Raw genomic sequence first — 18,613 nt, 5'->3', positions numbered from 1 at the left:
GTCGTGTCTTGACCCCAATTTTATTGCTTGTCAGTATCTGTATTTTTAGCTGCTTCTTGCGCTGCTTTGATTTGCGCAATATACTTATCAGCTTCAGGTGTTTTATTCAAGAAATCCTCATAAGTATAGTTTTCGATAAAATCAATATCTTGGTCAAGCGTGATAATGGCTTGTGGATCAGACAAATAACGCGCACGGAGTAGTTTGTTGATCGAACGCACATCGTAATCACGTAGACCCGCAACATATTCAATATCTGGATTAAACTTGATGCCACGAACTGTCCCGCTCACAATCATTTTAGCCTTTTGCCAACGGTATTTGACATGGCCACCAAACAGCACCATACGCAAATCATGACGTAGCGCATTGACAACTGTACGTAACCATTCACGCTTTGACACACGGCGAGCGGTTAACACGCGGTTACGATACTCGTAATTATAACGCCAAAGTCGTGAGTCGTCTTGTTCACGGACAATGTCACCAGGCATCGTGTTTTCTTTTGATTTGTGCACCACAATTGACTTCAAAACAGTATAGCCACGATTAACGTCAGCAATACGGTTTGTATATTCCATATCATCACCCCAAATGAAATACTCTTTTTGGGGTAACCCAACCATGGCTACCGTTTTGCGAGAAAATAGGACCGAAACAAAAGTTGAATTCACAACTTCGATTCCTGGATTAGCCAGATTCATGTGGTATTGCCAAGTAAAGCCACGTGGTGCAGGGACATTCATCCAAGATGGATGTCCATCACGACTTCCCCAACGCACAACTGAGTTAACAAAGCCAACATGGTCATTTTCTGTAATGAAATCAACCAAGTATTTTAGTGCATCAGGTTCAGCAATGGTATCATCATCCATTAACCAAACATAATCATCTTGCGTTTCTTCAGCAAATAAGCGCACGGCCTTATTAAAACCACCAGCGCCGCCCAAATTCTCTTCAGAATTATAGACGATCAATCTTGGATCAGTCACCGTTGCCAAGTATTCAGCAGTTTCATCCGTTGACTTGTTGTTGACGACAATCACATGGTTTAAATAGTCCGTTTGATTTAAAACCGCTGACAAAGATTCTTTAAGCAAATCCACACGATTGTAGGTTACAATGGCAGCCGTTACGTTTTTATTGGTCATAATATTCCTCTTAAAAATTAAATTAAATAAAATCAATGAATTGATCTTTAAACTTGAGATAGAGATGCGTGCCAATAACAGCGAATAAGGCAATTTCTAACCAAAACATCGCCATCAAATAAGGTGAATCCCAGAACCATTGATTTGTCAAAAAAGTTTCCCGCCAACCATTAACGATATAATAGAACGGATTGACACGTGAAATCCAGTAAATCACATTATTAAAGAAGTTTCCTGGTGCCGGTGGAAATAAGACACCAGAAACGAAAAATAGTAACCGTAACACTTGTCGAATCGCCAAATCATAATCAGGAATCAAAATATTAATTGTTGCACTGAAGATACCTAAGAAAAACAGCATAATCATCGCGGCAATAAAATAGTAGATAAATTGCAGCCAGTACAAATTAGGATGGAAATTCCCGGTCAAGAACATACTTATGCCAGCCACAGCTGAAATCGATAACACGGCTGGAAAAACTTGGATAATGCGAATCGTTGGCAATACCGAAGCCGGAAACTTCACGTTGCGTACCATGAAAATCTGAGTTTGGATTGAGCGAATCGTATCAGAAAACCCTTGGTTAACTAGATACCAAGCCGAAAAACCAACAGACATCCAGACAAAATATGGCATCCCCGCCACTGGTGCGGTTGTGCGAAAGCCACCACCAAAAATGACGGCATACGTCATCACTTGAAATAGCGGATCAAGAACTTCCCAAAGTGAACCCAAATATTTGTGGGCGTTATTGGCCTTCGTATCATAGATTGCTAATTTAATCGTCATCCCCAGATGACTGATTTGTTCAGCAATCAATTGAAAAATTGATTCAATTATTACAAACATCCTGCTTACCTACCCATCATCGAAAAGTAAACGACCGCGCCCATCAAACCTAATAGCACAATTAACGTGCTATATAAACTGAGTCGGCTGAATCCTTCGAAACTTCGTAATGTTGTGATACGTTTAATTTCTGGTTCCGTCATGCCTTCTTCAGTCAGGCGGTCACGCAGTTGATCAATCGTAAATAATTGTTGATTTTGCTTTTGCTTACGTACATACCGTTCACGATCTTGTTCGGTCATTTTGTCCAACTCACGTGTAAAGGCTTCATACTCATCAGCAATGGTTTCTGTTTCGCCAAAATCACGCATTTCACCATATTGGATCCACATCACCTTGTTGGTAAACTCACGCACTTGTTTTAAATCATGCGATACGAAAAAAATGGTTTTCCCTTGGGCAATAAACTCGCGAATCTTACCTAATGCCTTATTTGAGAAGTTTTGATCACCAACGGACAAGGCTTCATCGACAATTAAGATATCCGGATCATTGTGCGTCACGATTGAAAAGCCTAACTTCGCACGCATACCGTTTGAATAATCCTTCACTGGTTGATCAATGAATTCACCCAGTTCTGAAAAATCAATAATTTCAGGCATTGCTCGCGTGATTTCTTCATTTGACTTACCCATCATCAGTTGTTTAAGTCGAATATTTTCACGTCCTGTCAGTTCCCAATTCAACCCTTCGTTGATGGCGACAACACCAATCGTCCCATTTAAATCTAGCAAGCCTGATGTTTGCGGGATGACACCACTCAAAATATTGAGCAACGTTGATTTCCCCGAGCCATTCGTCCCGACAATACCAACCACATCCCCAGCTTGTATTTCAAACGACAAACCGCGCAACGCCCAAAAATTAGCTTCAGCACGATTCCCCATAAAAGTTGACTTCAACTTCTCGGTTTGATTGGCATAAAGTTGGAAATTTTTTGTTAAGCCTTCTGCACGGACCATGTATGGCTTTGATTCGTCTAACATGTAGCTACCCACTTTTTACTTTTGACATTATAATTGCTTTAATTACTTATACCATATTACCTAAAATGCCTACGAAACTCAAACTTTGCCCGTAAAAATAGCAGAAAAAAACAGTAGCTGACGACCTACTGTTCCAATAATGCATGCATTATCACTGGGGACAGCCAGCGATAACCCACCCCAACATCGGTACCAATGTATTGTTGCCCTGCATTGGTTCCTATTTTCCGTCTTAAATGGGCGACAATTACCCGCAAGGTATCATTTTGTCCCTGCAGTAGATGGGTCCCCCAAATATTACGCAGTAAGACCGCATAGGTTAAGACTTTTTGGGGATGTTGAATGAAGAGACTTAATAACGCATATTCCTTTTGTGACAAATGCAGCACCTCAGTTGATCGCATCACCGTTTGCGCGTCAAGGTCAACCGTGAGTTCACCACATTGCAATTGTCCCTTCCCGACACCCGTTGTGGCGTAGGTACGTGATAAAATAGCGCGGACACGTGCTACGAGTTCAAGTGGTTCAAATGGTTTGGTCACATAATCATCCACGCCAATCTCAAATAACGTTAGCTTATCTTGGGTTTGATCACGTGCAGTCAGGACAAGTACTGGCACATGGCTGGCTAGCCGAATTTTTTTTGAGTAAGGCCACCCCATCTTCATCTGGTAGCCCCAAATCCAATATCAGTAAATCTGGCAACGTGGCCAACAGCTGGGCTTGCGTCGTGTGCGCATCAAAAGCTTGGGTAACTTCAAACCCCGCCGTCACCAACGTTTGTTTGACTACCCGTTGAATTGTTTGATCGTCTTCAACCACCAGGATGTGTTTTTTAATCATGCTGTTGTGCTATTGACTGGGATGACTAGTTGCATCTCAGCGCCTCCTTGCCAATTTTGTGCCACTAAACGGCCGTGATGTAATTTCGCGATGGTCTGGCATAAAAATAAACCAATCCCCAGGCCGCGCTTTTGGTCGCCTAGTTGGATATTTGGACGTGTTTGTTGGTTAATTTTGGTCAATTGTGCCACTGTAAAGGGCTGCCCAGCGTTTTGAATCGTGACGGTAACTTGCCCATGCGCTACTGTGACAAAGACTTGAATCTGTACATCAGGTCCGCCATACTTGACTGCATTATCAAAAATATTAATCAGCATTTGCTGGAAAATATGACGTTCTGCTTGGATCCAAATGACTTCATCCGGTAATTGCACATCAATGTGTACTTGACTATGCAACCAATTGAATTTCTCAATCGCTGAAAAAATTAACTCTTCCACTAATTCTGGTGTCGTTTTAAACATAATCGTCCCCTGTTGGAGTCATGTGACAGTTAAAATATTTTCAATCATTTGAATAAGCCAGTTGGTCTCATGATTAATATTGGTCAATAAGTGCTGATTAGCTGGTGTGAGTGTTTGATCTTGACGTAATAATGCCGTACTAGCTAAAATACCCGTCAACGGCGTGCGCAAATCATGGGCAACGGATTGCAATAAATCACTCTTTAAGTGGGCATCAAGTTTTTCTAAAGCATGTCTTTCCGCTTCTTGGCGTAAATAGAACGTTTTTAATGCTGCTGATAACGGCGTCAGAAAACGGTCGAGTATGAGCCGGTCAGCCAACGTAAAATCTTCACCTTGGCCAACCAAAATAGCAAGTGTATGCCCTTGATAACCAATAGGGAGATAAAACGTTTTTTTCCCAGCTAATGTATCGGTCCCTGCACCAGCTGGCAAGCCATGATGCCAGACCCATTGCATGACTTCATGACTAGTCGTATCTGGTGTCGGTATTTGGCCAACAAATTGTTGCCGTTGGAAATAAATCGCGACTGGTCTTTTGAAATAATTCAAAATGGCCTGTTGCGTCAATTGGCTTAATGCCGCTGGTTTACCGTCAGTCAACAGCTGTAAACTCAGGTCAGATAAGACTTGGCTTTGTGTCGCCGCAGCAACAGAAGCCGCCATTTGCGCCGTCACTTTGGACGTTAAACTACTAATTAACGTTGCCGTGACAAACATCGCCAAAAAGATAATGCCATACCCATTTTGGTAGAACTGCAACGAATAAAATGGCTGCACCAACAATAAGTCAAAAAGCAATACGCTCACCGCCGTTGTGGCTAACCCGATAATATAGCCCTGGGTAAAGCGTGATACAAAGATAATGCCGACAAAGTAAAGCATGATTTTGAGCGCATTATCACTGGTGACATAAGTCATCAAACCATTAATCAAGGTCACCGCCACTATCATACCGACTGCAAACCATACTTCTCGTCGTTTGACAGACAATCTGAATCTTGTCGGCCAGGTCAAGAGCTGTTGGACAGGCGACACCTGATCACGGTTAGGAATAATTTGAATATCCAGTGCTGGGACTGCCATGAGGATTTGGTCTTCGATATCTGAACGGCCAAATTGATACCACGCACGCGTGACGTGTTTGCCGATAATTAAATTAGCAACTTGCGTTTCTCTGATATAGGCAATCAACGTTGCCACCATGTGGTCCCCTTGTAAAATAACGGTTTTAGCCCCCAATTTTTTTGCCAAACTCATGTGGCGTTGCACTGCCGGTGCCAGACTTTTACCTGACTGCTGGACATGAACAACTGTCCAAGGAGCATCAAACGCACTGGCTTGCCGATAAGCCCAGCGAATGGCATTGTCCGAACTCGGGGATTGACTAATCGCCACCAAAAAGTGTCGCATTTGTTGTCCTTGTTGCGCGTTCTGTTCGCTCAATTGTCGCGTGCTTTGCTGTAGGGCAATTTCACGCAACTGGGTTAATTTTTGTAACTGAAAAAATGGTCTTGTGCCCGGGCGATTTTTGTTGCTGGATAAATCACACCTGCAGCCAAGCGGTTTAAGAGGACTTTGGGATCAATATCAATTAATTCAATGTCATCGGCCTGCTTCAACCAAGCATCTGGCACCGTTTCTTGTACATCAACACCTGTGATTTGTGCCACCAGATCATGGAGACTTTCGATGTGCTGGACATTAATCGTGGTATAGACACTGATACCCGATGTCAAAATTTCTTCAATATCTTGATAGCGTTTTTTATTCCAAGACGCGGCATTAGTATGTGCCAATTCATCCACTAAAACGACATCTGGTTGCCGCTTGATAACTGCAGGCACATTGAGTTCCCCAACAAGCGTCGGTTGGCTAACATTGAGGTGTTCCGGGATTTGCTCAAACCCTACTATGAGATCAGTAGTAGCCGCGCGATCATGCGATTCAACGTGCCCAATGACCACATCATCCCCGGCAGCCAGCCGCGTATGGGCCTCCTCCAGCATTCGGTAGGTTTTCCCAACGCCTGCAGCATAGCCAAGAAATATTTTTAAACGACCACGTCGTTGCGCCACAATGTCTTGTAGCCATGCTTCAGAGCTTTTAACCATAGTTTCCTCAATTTACTTGGTTTGCGCAACCAGCTGCTGGAGCGCAATGTTCAAAGTGACAACGTTTACTGCCGGTTCCCCAAACCAATTGGCAAAAACGCTCGTTGTTTGGGCTGCAATCAACTGATTGACGGTCGCTAACGATAAATGGTTGGCACGGGCAACGCGTTGCCGTTGGTAATTGGCCCCGGCCAGACTAATATAAGGATCCGTGCCGCCAGCTGAGCCAGTCACCAAATCAACTGGTACCGCTTGCTGGTTATGCGGATCAAGTTGATGCCACCAAGTGACACGTTTGGAAACGGCCTGTTTTTCGGCCGCGCTGACGGCGCTAAGATTGGAGACAACGGTCGAACGTCCGATGAATAATGCCGGATTGGTCGTGGTTTGACCAACAAGTGCTGAACCCACAAGGTGATTGTTTTTCATGATCAAACGCCCTTGCGCTTGGGTTGGCAACAAAACCTGTACCAACAGGGTACTCACCCCAGTGTAAAGCACAGCACAAGCACTCAGTATCAGAAGCAAGCGACCCGCTTGCCCGCATATTACCTTAAACATATTTTACCTCACTTCACGCCAATAATCGTTAAGATCATGTCGAATATTTTGATGACAACAAACGGAAAGAAAATACCACCCAAACCATATATCAGCAAATTCTGGCGCAATAACTGCTCAGCCCCTAATTCACGATAGCGAACTCCCCGCAAGGCAACCGGAATTAAGCCAATAATGATTAAAGCATTGTAGAGTAGTGCAGCTAAAATTGCTGTTTTAGGACTGGTTAAGTGCATAAAATTAAGGACCGCCAATTGTGGATAGAGTCCAACAAATAAAGCTGGTAAAATTGCAAAATATTTAGCGAGATCATTCGTGATACTAAAAGTTGTCAAAGCGCCACGTGTCATCAACAGTTGCTTACCCACTGCCACAATTTTAATCAGTTTGGTTGGACTAGAATCTAAATCAATCATATTACCCGCCTCTTTGGCAGCAACTGTCCCTGTATTCATCGCCACCGCAACATCGGCTTGTGCTAAGGCGGGGGCATCGTTGGTGCCATCCCCAGTCATGGCAACTAAATGGCCGGCTTGTTGATACTTTTTAATCACAGCTAATTTAGACTCAGGAACGGCTTGGGCAATATAGTCGTCTACACCAGCTTCGGCGGCAATGGCAGCCGCTGTTAACGGATTATCACCGGTAATCATAACCGATTTAATGCCCATCTTGCGCAAGGCTTTAAACTGCTCTCGCACGCCTGGCTTGACGATATCTTTGAGGTCAATCACGCCTAAGACAATGGTATTTTTAGTCACAATCAAAGGTGTCCCACCATTTTTGGCGATTGCTTCTGCGCAAGCGGTCGCCTCATCTGGCCAGCTCGCCCCTAATGACACGATGTAGTGCTGCACTGAATCAGCCGCACCCTTGCGATAATGGTCTGTCTGGATATCGACCCCGCTCATTCGGGTTGCTGCTGAAAACGGAACAAATACGGGCTTGCTCATTTGATTCTCGTCGGTCGTGATCTGGTACGTGTCCCGTGCTAAATTGACCACACTGCGTCCTTCTGGTGTCTCGTCCGCCATTGATGCCAGCCAGGCAGCTTCGGCCAAGTCATGCTCAGAAACGCCCTGAATGGGTTTAAAAGTCACGGCTTGACGATTCCCTAAGGTAATCGTACCGGTTTTATCTAATAGTAAGATATCCACATCCCCAGCAGCTTCAATAGCGCGACCACTTTTAGCCAACACATTTTCTTGATTTAAACGACTCCTCCCCGAAATACCGATGGCCGACAACAAGGCACCAATTGTAGTGGGGGCCAGACACACCAACAAAGCCGCTAGATTAGTAATCGTAATCGTTTGGATAGCTGCTTTGTCATTAGCAAACTGACTAAAAGGTAATAAGGTTGCCACGACAATCAGGAATATAATCGTCAATGTCACCAATAAAATCTGCAGCGCAATTTCGTTAGGCGTTTTCTGACGCTTAGCCCCCTCAATCATGTGAATCATCTGATCCAGGAAACTTTCGCCAGCCCGGGCTGTAATCTTAATCTGTAAGTTGTCCGATAAAACAGTTGTCCCACCAGTGACTGAACTCCGATCCCCACCGGCTTCACGAATCACCGGTGACGATTCGCCGGTAATGGCACTTTCATCCACCGCAGCAGTACCTAAAATGACTTCCCCATCCATCGGGATCACTTCACCGGCCACCACCTGGACAATATCACCAGGTTGTAGCGCATCAGAAGTCACATCAACAGCCTGCCCATTTTTCTCAAGCCGATGTGCCGGCACGGCATGACGGGACTTCTTCAGGCTTTCAGCTTGCGCACGACCACGCCCTTCTGCTACAGCATCCGCATAATTGGCAAACAACACCGTCACCCATAAAATAAGCGTAATCGCCACGTCATAACCCAATGACTGATAGTTCGTCCCCGTAACGGCGTTCACCCCATCAATAACGGTTAATAAAATCGCACCAACATAGACAACAAACATGACTGGATTGTTGATTTGAACTTGTGGTGCTAACTTTTTCACTGCTAGAAAAATATTTTCCATCAGATTCTCCTTACCTTGCCGTGAGAAAATCGGCAATTGGCCCCAAAATAAGGGCTGGCACAAAATTCAATGCCCCAATCAATAAAATAATCACTAACAATAACACGGCAAAGAGTCCAGCATCTGTCCGCAAAGTGCCACGTGAAATTGCCATTTGCTTTTTCTTGGCCAAATTGGCCCCTAGATACACCATCGCCAGTAGCGGGACAAAACGGGTGCAGCCCATTAACACCGCGCCAACCACATTGACCATCAGCTGATCACCATTAAACCCAGCAAACAACGAGCCGTTATTATTACCCATTGATGAAAACCCATACAAAATTTCTGAGAAACCATGCGCCCCAGTATTCGTCAAGCTTGATCGGATACCCGGCCAACTCACGGCAATTCCCGTGCTAACCAAAGTTAACACTGGCGGCAATAAAATGGCTAACGCAACCATTTTCATATCATAGGACGCAATTTTTTTGCCTAAATATTCTGGTGTGCGCCCAACCATTAAACCACTGATAAACACGGTTAGTAGCACAAAGCTTAACATGCCATATAAACCAGAACCAACACCGCCAAATACAATTTCACCGAGTTGCATGAGTAACATGAGAATCAGCCCACCTAACGGGGTAAAACTATCCAATGACGCGTTCACTGACCCGTTAGAAACGGCGGTCGATAAGGTATTCCATAATGCTGACAACCCGATACCGTTGACAACATTTTCCCCTCCAATGCCGTTGATCCGGCCACACCCGCAACATGCTGGCCAAGGTGTAATTCAGACAACGTGGTGCCAATCACTGCCAATACTAAAAGGCCAAGCATCACAGCATAGATCACCATCGCCTGTCGACGGCCGACCATTTGACCAAACATGACAACCAGGGCAGCGGGTAAGAGAACAATCGCCACACTCTCAAATAAATTACTCAAGCCTGTGGGATTATGAAATAATGCGGCTGCATTGGCACCAAAGAAGCCACCACCGTTACTCCCTAACAATGAAATCGCAAATTAGCTGGAAGCTGGTCCGGATGGCAATAAGATGCCTTGCACGACATGATTGGGGGCAAAATTCTGTACGGCCCCTTGGCTCACCATCAGTAACGTTAAGACTATGCTCAGTGGTACCAGGACATATAAGGTGAATCGAGTGATATCAACCCAAAAATTGCCAACCGTTTGGCTTTCCTTGCGTGAAAAACCGCGGATAACAGCCAGTAACGCAGCCACACCAACGGCTGCTGAGGCAAAATTTTGCGTGGTCAACACGGCAAACTGTGACAAGTAGGACATAGCGGTTTCCCCACTATAAGCCTGCAAATCCGTATTGGTGACAAAACTCATAGCCGTATTCAAAGCCAAATCCCAAGGCACGTTATGGACATGATTGGGGTTAAACGGTAACCATTGCTGGGTCATTAACACGCCCATCACAACGAATAAACTCATGAGACTAAACACCACAATTGCCAGTACAAATTGACGACCCGACATTTCAGCGGGTGTGTCTTGGTAGCCGAGGACACGATAAATGCGTTTTTCCACTGGTTTTAAAACCGCGCTCAACCACACCTTTTTTCCCCGCCATCACCGCAGCAATATAGCGCCCGACGGGGATGGAGAGCCCCACAATAAGGCCAATAATCATCACATCTCGCCACCAAATCATGATTGATCCCCCCACATTAAAATGTAAAATAAATAAACAACCAAGCCAACAACGACCAGCCCGCCTAAAAACGTTAACAGCATGGCGCAGTGCCTCCTTTTTTTGATAACGCTATCTTAACAACTATGATGTTAAAACGGTGTTAACAATAAAAAAGTGGTTATCACAAATTGAATAGAAAAAAAGCTATTGCAACAAGGCTGCAATAGCTTTTTCTTATTTCACACCGTGTGCCACATCGGCATGATACATATAGGCACGTGTCATTGGCAAATTCGTCCCTGATGGCCCTTTTGTTAACAAATATTGAACAACATCAATGTTCCCTGACTCAAATGAAGCGGCGCAGGCTTGCAAATACAAATCCCACATACGGTAGAAACGTTCACCGTATTGGGCAACAACCGCTGCTCGAACGTCATGAAAATTCTGTGTCCAAATTTCAAGCGTCTTTTGATAGTGACGACGGAGTGGTTCCAAATCGTCCACTTGTAGGGCCGTCTGCATAATATGTGTCAAATTTTCAGCAAGGTTTGGAATATAACCACCTGGGAAAATATATTTGTTAATCCATTCATCCACACCAGCACCTTCATGTTGGCCAGTAATACCATGAATTAACGCTGTCCCATTTGGCACCAGACGATCACTCACTTGGGCAAAGTATTCGCCAAGATTTTCCTTACCGACATGTTCAAACATCCCCACCGAAGTGACATGGTCATAGGTCTTTTCAATTTCTCGATAATCCTTTAAATAGACAGATACTTGATCAGTCAAACCTTCTGCCGCAATCTTTTCCGTGACAAAATCATATTGTTGTTGGCTCAATGTTACCCCTGTTGCTTTTAAGCCATATTCCTTAGCGGCAGTGAAAATCAAAGTGCCCCAACCACAACCGATATCCAGTAACGTTTCGCCTGGTTGGGCATGCAACTTATCTAAAATATGATGGACTTTATTCCACTGCGCTTGTTCCAACGTATCTTCTTCACTAGCAAAGTAAGCACAAGAATACGTCAACGTTGGATCAAGCCACATTGCGTAAAAGTCATTGCCAATATCATAGTGGCTTTGCACATCGACTTTACTCATTTTTTCTGAGTGTGAGCGCTTAGGCAAAAACTTTTTAAACTTCGCGTGGTTTAAAAAACTATCCTTAGCTTGATAAACAGCCGTAATCAATTGCTGTAAATCACCTTGTATCTCAATAATACCGTCCATATACGCCTCACCAAAAGTGAGCGAAGCGTGTGCCAAAATGTCCTTAACCTGAATCACTTCATGGATTATAATTTTAGCTATTGGGTCCCCCTCCCCATAACGCACGCATTCACCATCCCAAAATTCAACTTCGATTGGCGCATTAAAACTCGCCTTGAAAACTTGCTTATAAATGGTTTTGTCTAACATGTTATCCCCCTTGCTTTATACCCTGTATTTTAGAAAAAGACGTCCCAAAAGTCAAACAAAAATGACGAGCGTTTATCATCATTTAATTTATTTATTGCTGACAAAAAAAGGACGTCTTCACGTCCCTTTCGGTAATATACCCTACTTTAAAACATTTACGCCAGCTTGGTTCATCACCGTTGCTTGGACTTGATTTGTTGGCGTTAAATTGGCTGGCGTCGTTGGTTGCCAAGTTAGCGGTGCTGTATGACTCAGTTTTGATGCACTGACATTTACCCCGTTAAATTGAGTGCCAACATCTGCTAGCTGTGTCCCCTTGAGCTTGCTAATAATGTCTGACGCTGACGCATTCGCAATATTAAGCACATTGTTTTGCGCAGCAATTTGTGCGTTCTTACCCAATCCCCACGCGTACTTAAATTTGTACGTGCTGGTCCCATCATTTTGATACAGATTGTTCACGACTTGGACCTCGCCATAGCGCACCCGCGGTGTCCGTTGAACAGTATTTTCAAACAAATTATGGGTGACCGTCACATGAAGTTTGCCGGCATCTGTTTTTTTAGTATCACTGTTGCCAATCAACATGGTTTTATCATGGTTTCGATAAATATTGTCTGAGACCGTAATATTGTCAGCCCCATTAGTTAAATCAGTGTCACCATCATGATGTTGGTATTCGCGACCAAAGTACGTCCCATTTTGTGCATCTGGATGGGTGCCATCATCAAAGGTATTGTGGTCTAACCAAACATTACGCGCACCTTGCACTGAAATGGCATGATATTGTGAATTCCAGTTACCGGTGTCTTCATCCGTTGGATCCCATTGGGGGAAATCATCATACGGTGTTTCAAAATAAAGATTACGCACAATCACATTGTCCTGTTGGATCACCAGATTACCCCCAATGAGTTGCGCACCAGGTTCCCCAATAATCGTCGTATTTGCCGGCACTTTGACGACAACTTGCGCGGCTTGATTTTGTTGTGCCTTTACTCGATCAGCTTCCTGCACACCACTGACTTTTTTCTTACCCCAAGTACTTGGCGCGTAAGCAGCTAAATAGCTATTAAAGTTATAGCCGGTGCCTTTAGCATAATCAGCTGCAGTGAGCGTCTGGCCTTGTGCATTGACGTTCATGTCAATTTTACCCGACACATAAATGATCTTTGGTGTGGCATTATGCTCACCGCCCAACGCTTTTAACAAAGACGCACGGTCAGTAACCGTGTAGGTATGTGCTGCTGTGGCTTGGCTGCCGCCAGTGGTATTGCCCCCAAATCCACCAACTGTGCTGGCTGTTTGCACTGCGTAGCCAGACATGTCAGCGTGCACCTGACGAAGACCAGCTGTTACCGATAAGGCCAGCATCCCCGTCATCACTGTTGCTGAAAACAACTTAGCGCGCTCGGTTTTTGCCATGATTTTTCTCCTGTTTCGTTTACCTGAGCAAAAAATTCTAAGCGTAATACTTTTGACACACCAACATTGTACGCTAAAAATTAACCCCCTGCACGGTTTTTTCAACCATGACACACAATCTTTATATTCTTTACAAAAAAAGATCATCAAATCATGATGATCTTGGTCGTTTTCCTGTTTGTTAACACTAGTTAGGCGTTTGCTTCTTCTTGCGCCACCTTTGCCATAGCTGCTTGTGCTAAGAGATTTAAGTAATTGAATGGGCGATCGAACCATGGTTGGAAAAGCATATCCACAAAGGCGAGATCAGCCAAAGTCATCTGATTTTGAATGGCAATTGAAGCGGCATTAGCTGATTGAGAAATATCATATTTACTCTGAAGTTGCACACCTAGAATCCGCTTTGTTTGACGCTCCCAAGTGATGGTCATCAATACCGGTTCAGTTGATGACATAAACTCTGGTCGGAAATTATCAGTCATTGTCAAACTATCAGCATCAATGCCAGATGCTTTAGCGTGGGCCTCAGTCAGACCAGAAGAAGCCATGTTCAAATCATAAAGCTTAAGCCCTGATGTTGCTTGGGTGCCCATATATTTTAGCGTTGGTTCCACCAGGTTGTAGCCAATGAGTGTCCCTTGACGCACGGCATTTGTGGCCAAAGGAATATAGTCATGGTCTCCTGTTGGATTATAGTGCACTGCAACTGAATCACCGGCAGCAAAAACATCAGGGTGACTAGTTTGCATATAGTCATTGACGATTAAAGCGCCATTTGGCAACATATCTAATTGTCCAGTAAATAATTGTGTGTTAGGTCGGAAGCCAACAGACATAATGACTAAGTCAGCTGGATAGTCACCTTGATCTGTTTTCACAACAACAGCATCCGGCGTATTCTCAAAACTTTGTACCAGTTGACCGGTTGCAACCGTCACGCCATGTGATGCAAATAAATCGGCCACATTTTGTGTGAATTCAGCATCAAAATAACGATTCAAAACCGTTGGTTGATTATCAATTAAGGTTACTTCCCGTCCCTTCACATTGAAAGCTTCCACAAGTTCAGTACCAATATACCCCCCACCAACGACAACAACGCGTTGAATTTTTGGATCATTGGCATAATCAAGCAATGCTTTAGCATGTGTGTAATTTTTTGACAACACAATGCGGTCATCTTCAATACCTGGAATTGGTGGTACCACTGGCCATGAACCCGTCGTGGCGACTAATTTATCGTACGTCACCGTCGACACTGCGTCAGTCGTTAAATCTTTGACAGTAATTGTTTTATTTTTTGTATCCACATGTGTCACTTCATGTTTCATGTGAATATTAGCACCTAAATCGCTTAAGATTTCTGGGGATGAGTAAAAGAGGTCATCAATGTTTTTAACTTCACCCTGCACTGATAAAGCAATGCCGCATGATAAGAAAGACACATTATCATTCTTCTCATAAACATCGACTTCAGATTCTGGATGATGACTTTTGATTGATTTGATGGCGGCTGTTCCTGCGTGGGTTGAGCCAATAATAACAATTTTCATGTGTATCCTCCATAAGAACTTTCCGTTCTTGATAGTTTTATTGTATAATCAAATTACCTCAAAATAATTGACTTAGGTCAAGAAAGCGTGAAAAATGTCACATTCAGAATTTAATTGCGTGAAAGCGGCCCCTATTTTTTCACAATTATCCGATGATATCATCACCCAGCTCGTTAACATTTCTGTCCATCAAAAAAGTTACCCCGCTGGTAGCTATATCTACGAACCTGATGATGATTTATCTGCCCTTATTTTAGTTGATTCTGGGCAAGTCGATATTTTTAATATTAACGACAGTGGTCAAGAACTCCTGTTGTATTCTTTGCATGCTCACCAAATGGATATTGAAGCGGCTCTTTTTACCGATACACGGCATCATCATTTTGCACGGGCCAAGGTCGATTCTCAAATTTGCATGATTCGTCGTGCTGATTTCCAGAAATTATTGCAACAAAATACGAGCCTCGCGATTCAAATGCTTAATTCCTACGGTGAGCGTTTAACAACGCTAGAACAGCGTCAAATCAGTTTGTCCTTACAAAACGCTGACGAACGGTTGTTACAGTATTTTCAAGACATGGCTGCAGCAAAACAAACCAAAACTTTTCAATTAACCGTGACCAAAAAAGAACTCGCGGCCTCCTTACAAATTGCACCCGAAACATTGAGCCGACTACTCAAAAAGTTAACGCGCAACGGTGTGATTATGTTAAACAAGCGCGAGGTTACTTTGTTATAAACAAAAAAGCAACGATCGGAATCGTTGCTTTTTCTTATTTTTCCCAAACAAATTGGCCATCAAACATCGTGGCAACATTCTCAACGATCAATAATTGATCAGCTGGTGTGGTCAATAAATTCTGGCTGACAATGGCTAAATCAGCGAAATAGCCAGGTGCAATACGACCGACATTTTGTTGTTGGTTGGCTTGCGCTGCATGCAGCGTATGCGCTGTTATTGCTTGCCCAATCGTTACACCTTGGTCAAAGCCAAGGCCAACCCCAGCTTTATTGGCTAACGTCCGTCGCGTCACAGCTTGGAAAATCGTTTGCAAAGGTGTTTGGCCAATCACCACCGGCGCATCAGTACTGAAGGCAAGTGTGGCCCCGTGTGCAAGAAAATCACGGAATGTAAACATCCATGGTAAACGATGGTAACCAACTTCTTTCCACAAGAGTTCATAACCAATCAGTGCGTGACTAGGTTGCACGGATAAAATCGCCTTGGTGCGTTGTAGACGTGGTAAATCAGCTGGATTGAAGACCTCTAAGTGTTCAATGACATTACGCTTGCCAGCTGACAAAGGCGCTGTCTTTTCTGCTTCTTCAAAGGCCATTAACGTTTCGCGAATGGCACGATCGCCAATCGCATGGACACGAATTGGTAAATCCAAAGCATTAGAGCGGGCAATTAACGCATGCAGGGTCTCGTCAGGTAACATTGGTGCACCCTTTTCACCGGAACCTGGCGTATACTCATCCACCATGTAAGCGGTTTGTGTACTGGTCACCCCATCGTAAAATTGCTTAGTCCCAGCAATTTGGACGCGATCGGTGTTCTCAAAATCAGCTAACAGTGCTTGCAAACGTGTTTCGTCTTGCCGCATCCCTGGGAATAAGGCTGCGCGTACCGTCATGTCATCTTCAATCGCCTTAAATAACTGTTCATTCACGAGATCTTGTTCAGCACGGCCAGAAACGGCCAAAACCCCAACACTCGTCACCCCTTGTTGGTTTAATTCGCGAAAATAGTTTAAATAAGTTTCCGGCATACTCTCAACCAGTGTTTCCAACACTTGGTTTAAAATATGCGTGGCAATACCTTCTGTGAAAAAGCCTGTCATCTGACCTGATTCATCACGGAAAATTTCACCACCTGCAACAGCCAAATCTTCTTCAGAAACATGAATATTTGCTAATGCGGCACTATTCAGCCAAATTGAATGCACATCACCAGCGACTAACATCACGGGTGTTTCTGATTCAACAGCATCAATATCTGTTGCTGTTGGGGGGACATCAGACCCAAATTCGCTCGCATAATAACCCATGGCAATTTTCCAACCAGAGAAAACGGCGACATCAGCCAACTGAGCCAAAACTTCTGGGACAGTCCCATAATCAATGGGTGTTAATGCCCCAGCCTGCACTAATGAGATCACATAGGTGTGTTGGTGCGCATCAACAAGTCCTGGCAGAATCATTTGGTCACCAAAATTGCGAACCAAATCAAACGCCGCTTCATCAACTGGTTCGCGATAGACGGCCGTAATTTTTTGCCCATCAACAGCAATTGATCCAGCAAAAGTTGTTTGTGTATCAACATCAAAGATTGCTTGACTTTTTAACAAAGTTACCATTATTTTCCTCCGTTAGCCATTGCCATTTTGGCTTCTAACCAGTTATTACTATAATCTTGTACCGTTTTATCTGTCAAATTTTCATAATGTTCCACCTTAGCTAATTTACTGCGCTGAGGATAGAGAATCTTATCTGACGTAATCTCTTTTGATAAGTACTTTTTAGCGGCAAGATTGGGACTTGAATACGCGACATATTCAGCATTTTGTGCAGCGTTCTTTGGATCAAGTAAAAAATTAATAAAGGCATAGGCCCCCGCCTTATTCTGGGCATTTTTCGGAATCGACATATTATCCGTCCAAACTGACCCGCCATCTTTGGGAATCACATAGTCAATATCTGGGTTAATGGCATGCGCATAATCTGCAACACCAGAATAAGCCACAGCCACGTTGGCCTCACCGGACGTCACATAGGCGCGAATTTCATCATTTAAAACCGCCTTAACGTTTCGTGCTAGGGCAGCCAATTTCTCTCGCGCCGCCTGAATGTGTGCTGGATCATGATCATTTTCAGAATAACCTAAGGCTTGCAACCCCATGCCAATTGACTCACGTGGTGCATCAATCAACATGACTTGATCCTTCGTCTTAGGTGCCCACAATTTGGCCCAGGTATCAAATTCATCCTTTGAAAAGACCTTGGTGTTATACATGATTCCCGTTGTTCCCCAAAAATAAGGCAACGAATAGTGATTGTTTGGATCAAATGACTGATTTAATAGTATGGGATTTAAATTTTCTAACCCATGAATCTTTTGAGGATCTAGGGATGCTAATAACTGATCTTGGGCTAATTTTGTAACAAAAGGCTCACTGGGGAACACTAGATCGTAATTAGATCCCCCTTGTTTTAATTTCACCATCATGGATTCATTGGAATCGTAGGTTTCATAACTCACTTGATAACCCGTTTGTTTCGTAAACTGTGTTAGTAGGTCAGGGTCAATGTAACTACCATAATTATAGATATGCAGCATTTTTTGGTGACGACCCTGTTTCCCGGGTTGCTCACGCAACAGCTGCTGCTTAAGTAGCGCTAACCCACCTACAATAACGACAACTGAACTCATCAGTAAAAGCATCTTTTTCAACTCATACATACCTCGAATAGATTTTTAGTTTGAGGCAGATTGTAAAATTTAAGTTGAACATTTAAGTGGACAGAAAAACCCATCAAGGTCTTTAATGGTGTTA

Annotated in this window: 16 protein-coding genes and 1 pseudogene; 1 reads left to right on the top strand and 16 read right to left on the bottom strand. The window is 43.7% G+C overall.

What is annotated here, in order from left to right; all coding sequences use genetic code 11:
- Nucleotides 1-20 precede the first annotated feature (20 nt).
- The 14 genes and pseudogenes from IE039_RS06055 to IE039_RS05985 all read right to left on the bottom strand — a co-directional run bounded on the left by IE039_RS06055 (nucleotide 21) and on the right by IE039_RS05985 (nucleotide 15,056).
- Nucleotides 21-1,151, bottom strand: coding sequence for a glycosyltransferase family 2 protein (locus IE039_RS06055; protein ID WP_010006441.1), 1,131 nt, complete (start codon nucleotides 1,149-1,151; stop codon nucleotides 21-23).
- Nucleotides 1,152-1,173: 22 nt separating this feature from the next.
- Nucleotides 1,174-2,001, bottom strand: a complete 828-nt coding sequence (locus IE039_RS06050; protein ID WP_010006440.1) for an ABC transporter permease — start codon at nucleotides 1,999-2,001, stop codon at nucleotides 1,174-1,176.
- Between the two features lie 5 nt (nucleotides 2,002-2,006).
- A complete protein-coding gene (locus IE039_RS06045; protein WP_010006438.1) occupies nucleotides 2,007-2,987 on the bottom strand; it encodes an ABC transporter ATP-binding protein in 981 nt (326 codons plus the stop codon).
- Nucleotides 2,988-3,112: 125 nt separating this feature from the next.
- On the bottom strand, nucleotides 3,113-3,655 hold the full coding sequence (locus tag IE039_RS06040) for a response regulator transcription factor (protein ID WP_189428900.1): 543 nt from the start codon (nucleotides 3,653-3,655) through the stop codon (nucleotides 3,113-3,115).
- A complete protein-coding gene (locus tag IE039_RS06035; protein WP_010006435.1) occupies nucleotides 3,579-3,830 on the bottom strand; it encodes a response regulator transcription factor in 252 nt (83 codons plus the stop codon). Before IE039_RS06035 ends, IE039_RS06040 begins: the two co-directional genes overlap by 77 nt.
- Nucleotides 3,827-4,294 carry a sensor histidine kinase gene (locus tag IE039_RS06030; protein WP_010006434.1) on the bottom strand — a complete coding sequence of 156 codons (468 nt, stop codon included), beginning with the start codon at nucleotides 4,292-4,294 and terminating at the stop codon, nucleotides 3,827-3,829. The genes IE039_RS06035 and IE039_RS06030 overlap by 4 nt, the downstream gene beginning before the upstream one ends.
- Nucleotides 4,295-4,312: 18 nt before the next feature.
- Nucleotides 4,313-5,776, bottom strand: a complete 1,464-nt coding sequence (locus IE039_RS06025) for a DUF4118 domain-containing protein (protein WP_010006432.1) — start codon at nucleotides 5,774-5,776, stop codon at nucleotides 4,313-4,315.
- A 5-nt stretch (nucleotides 5,777-5,781) separates the two neighbouring features.
- Nucleotides 5,782-6,408 carry a histidine kinase gene (locus tag IE039_RS06020; protein WP_010006430.1) on the bottom strand — a complete coding sequence of 209 codons (627 nt, stop codon included), beginning with the start codon at nucleotides 6,406-6,408 and terminating at the stop codon, nucleotides 5,782-5,784.
- A gap of 12 nt (nucleotides 6,409-6,420) precedes the next feature.
- Nucleotides 6,421-6,969 (bottom strand): potassium-transporting ATPase subunit C, encoded by a 549-nt coding sequence (locus IE039_RS06015; RefSeq protein ID WP_189428898.1) that lies wholly within the window; start codon nucleotides 6,967-6,969, stop codon nucleotides 6,421-6,423.
- 8 nt (nucleotides 6,970-6,977) lie between these two features.
- Nucleotides 6,978-8,993 carry a potassium-transporting ATPase subunit KdpB gene (gene kdpB / locus IE039_RS06010; protein ID WP_189428897.1) on the bottom strand — a complete coding sequence of 672 codons (2,016 nt, stop codon included), beginning with the start codon at nucleotides 8,991-8,993 and terminating at the stop codon, nucleotides 6,978-6,980.
- A gap of 10 nt (nucleotides 8,994-9,003) precedes the next feature.
- A pseudogene (gene kdpA / locus IE039_RS08395) lies at nucleotides 9,004-10,541 on the bottom strand (potassium-transporting ATPase subunit KdpA).
- Between the two features lie 340 nt (nucleotides 10,542-10,881).
- Nucleotides 10,882-12,078, bottom strand: a complete 1,197-nt coding sequence (locus IE039_RS05995; RefSeq protein WP_010006317.1) for an SAM-dependent methyltransferase — start codon at nucleotides 12,076-12,078, stop codon at nucleotides 10,882-10,884.
- A gap of 141 nt (nucleotides 12,079-12,219) precedes the next feature.
- Nucleotides 12,220-13,503, bottom strand: coding sequence for a pectate lyase family protein (locus IE039_RS05990; protein WP_010006320.1), 1,284 nt, complete (start codon nucleotides 13,501-13,503; stop codon nucleotides 12,220-12,222).
- A gap of 191 nt (nucleotides 13,504-13,694) precedes the next feature.
- Entirely contained in the window at nucleotides 13,695-15,056 is a 1,362-nt protein-coding gene (locus IE039_RS05985; protein WP_010006321.1) for an FAD-dependent oxidoreductase, read from the bottom strand.
- Nucleotides 15,057-15,150: 94 nt separating this feature from the next.
- On the opposite strand from IE039_RS05985, the gene IE039_RS05980 reads away from it, so the two are divergent.
- Nucleotides 15,151-15,795 (top strand): Crp/Fnr family transcriptional regulator, encoded by a 645-nt coding sequence (locus IE039_RS05980; protein ID WP_010006322.1) that lies wholly within the window; start codon nucleotides 15,151-15,153, stop codon nucleotides 15,793-15,795.
- A gap of 34 nt (nucleotides 15,796-15,829) precedes the next feature.
- On the opposite strand, the gene IE039_RS05975 is transcribed toward IE039_RS05980, so the two are convergent.
- Both IE039_RS05975 and IE039_RS05970 read right to left on the bottom strand, forming a co-directional pair.
- Nucleotides 15,830-17,416: an amidohydrolase gene (locus IE039_RS05975; RefSeq protein WP_010006323.1), complete on the bottom strand. Its 1,587-nt coding sequence runs from the start codon at nucleotides 17,414-17,416 to the stop codon at nucleotides 15,830-15,832.
- Complete coding sequence (locus IE039_RS05970; RefSeq protein ID WP_189428895.1) at nucleotides 17,416-18,489, bottom strand: ABC transporter substrate-binding protein; 1,074 nt, start codon at nucleotides 18,487-18,489, stop codon at nucleotides 17,416-17,418. Before IE039_RS05970 ends, IE039_RS05975 begins: the two co-directional genes overlap by 1 nt.
- Nucleotides 18,490-18,613 lie beyond the last annotated feature (124 nt).

Origin of the sequence: Leuconostoc lactis KCTC 3528 = DSM 20202, assembly GCF_014651235.1 — a bacterium.
GTDB classification, from domain to species: Bacteria; Bacillota; Bacilli; order Lactobacillales; family Lactobacillaceae; genus Leuconostoc; species Leuconostoc lactis.
Note: the sequence above shows the minus strand (reverse complement) of the source record. Positions and strands in the feature narration are given on the sequence as shown.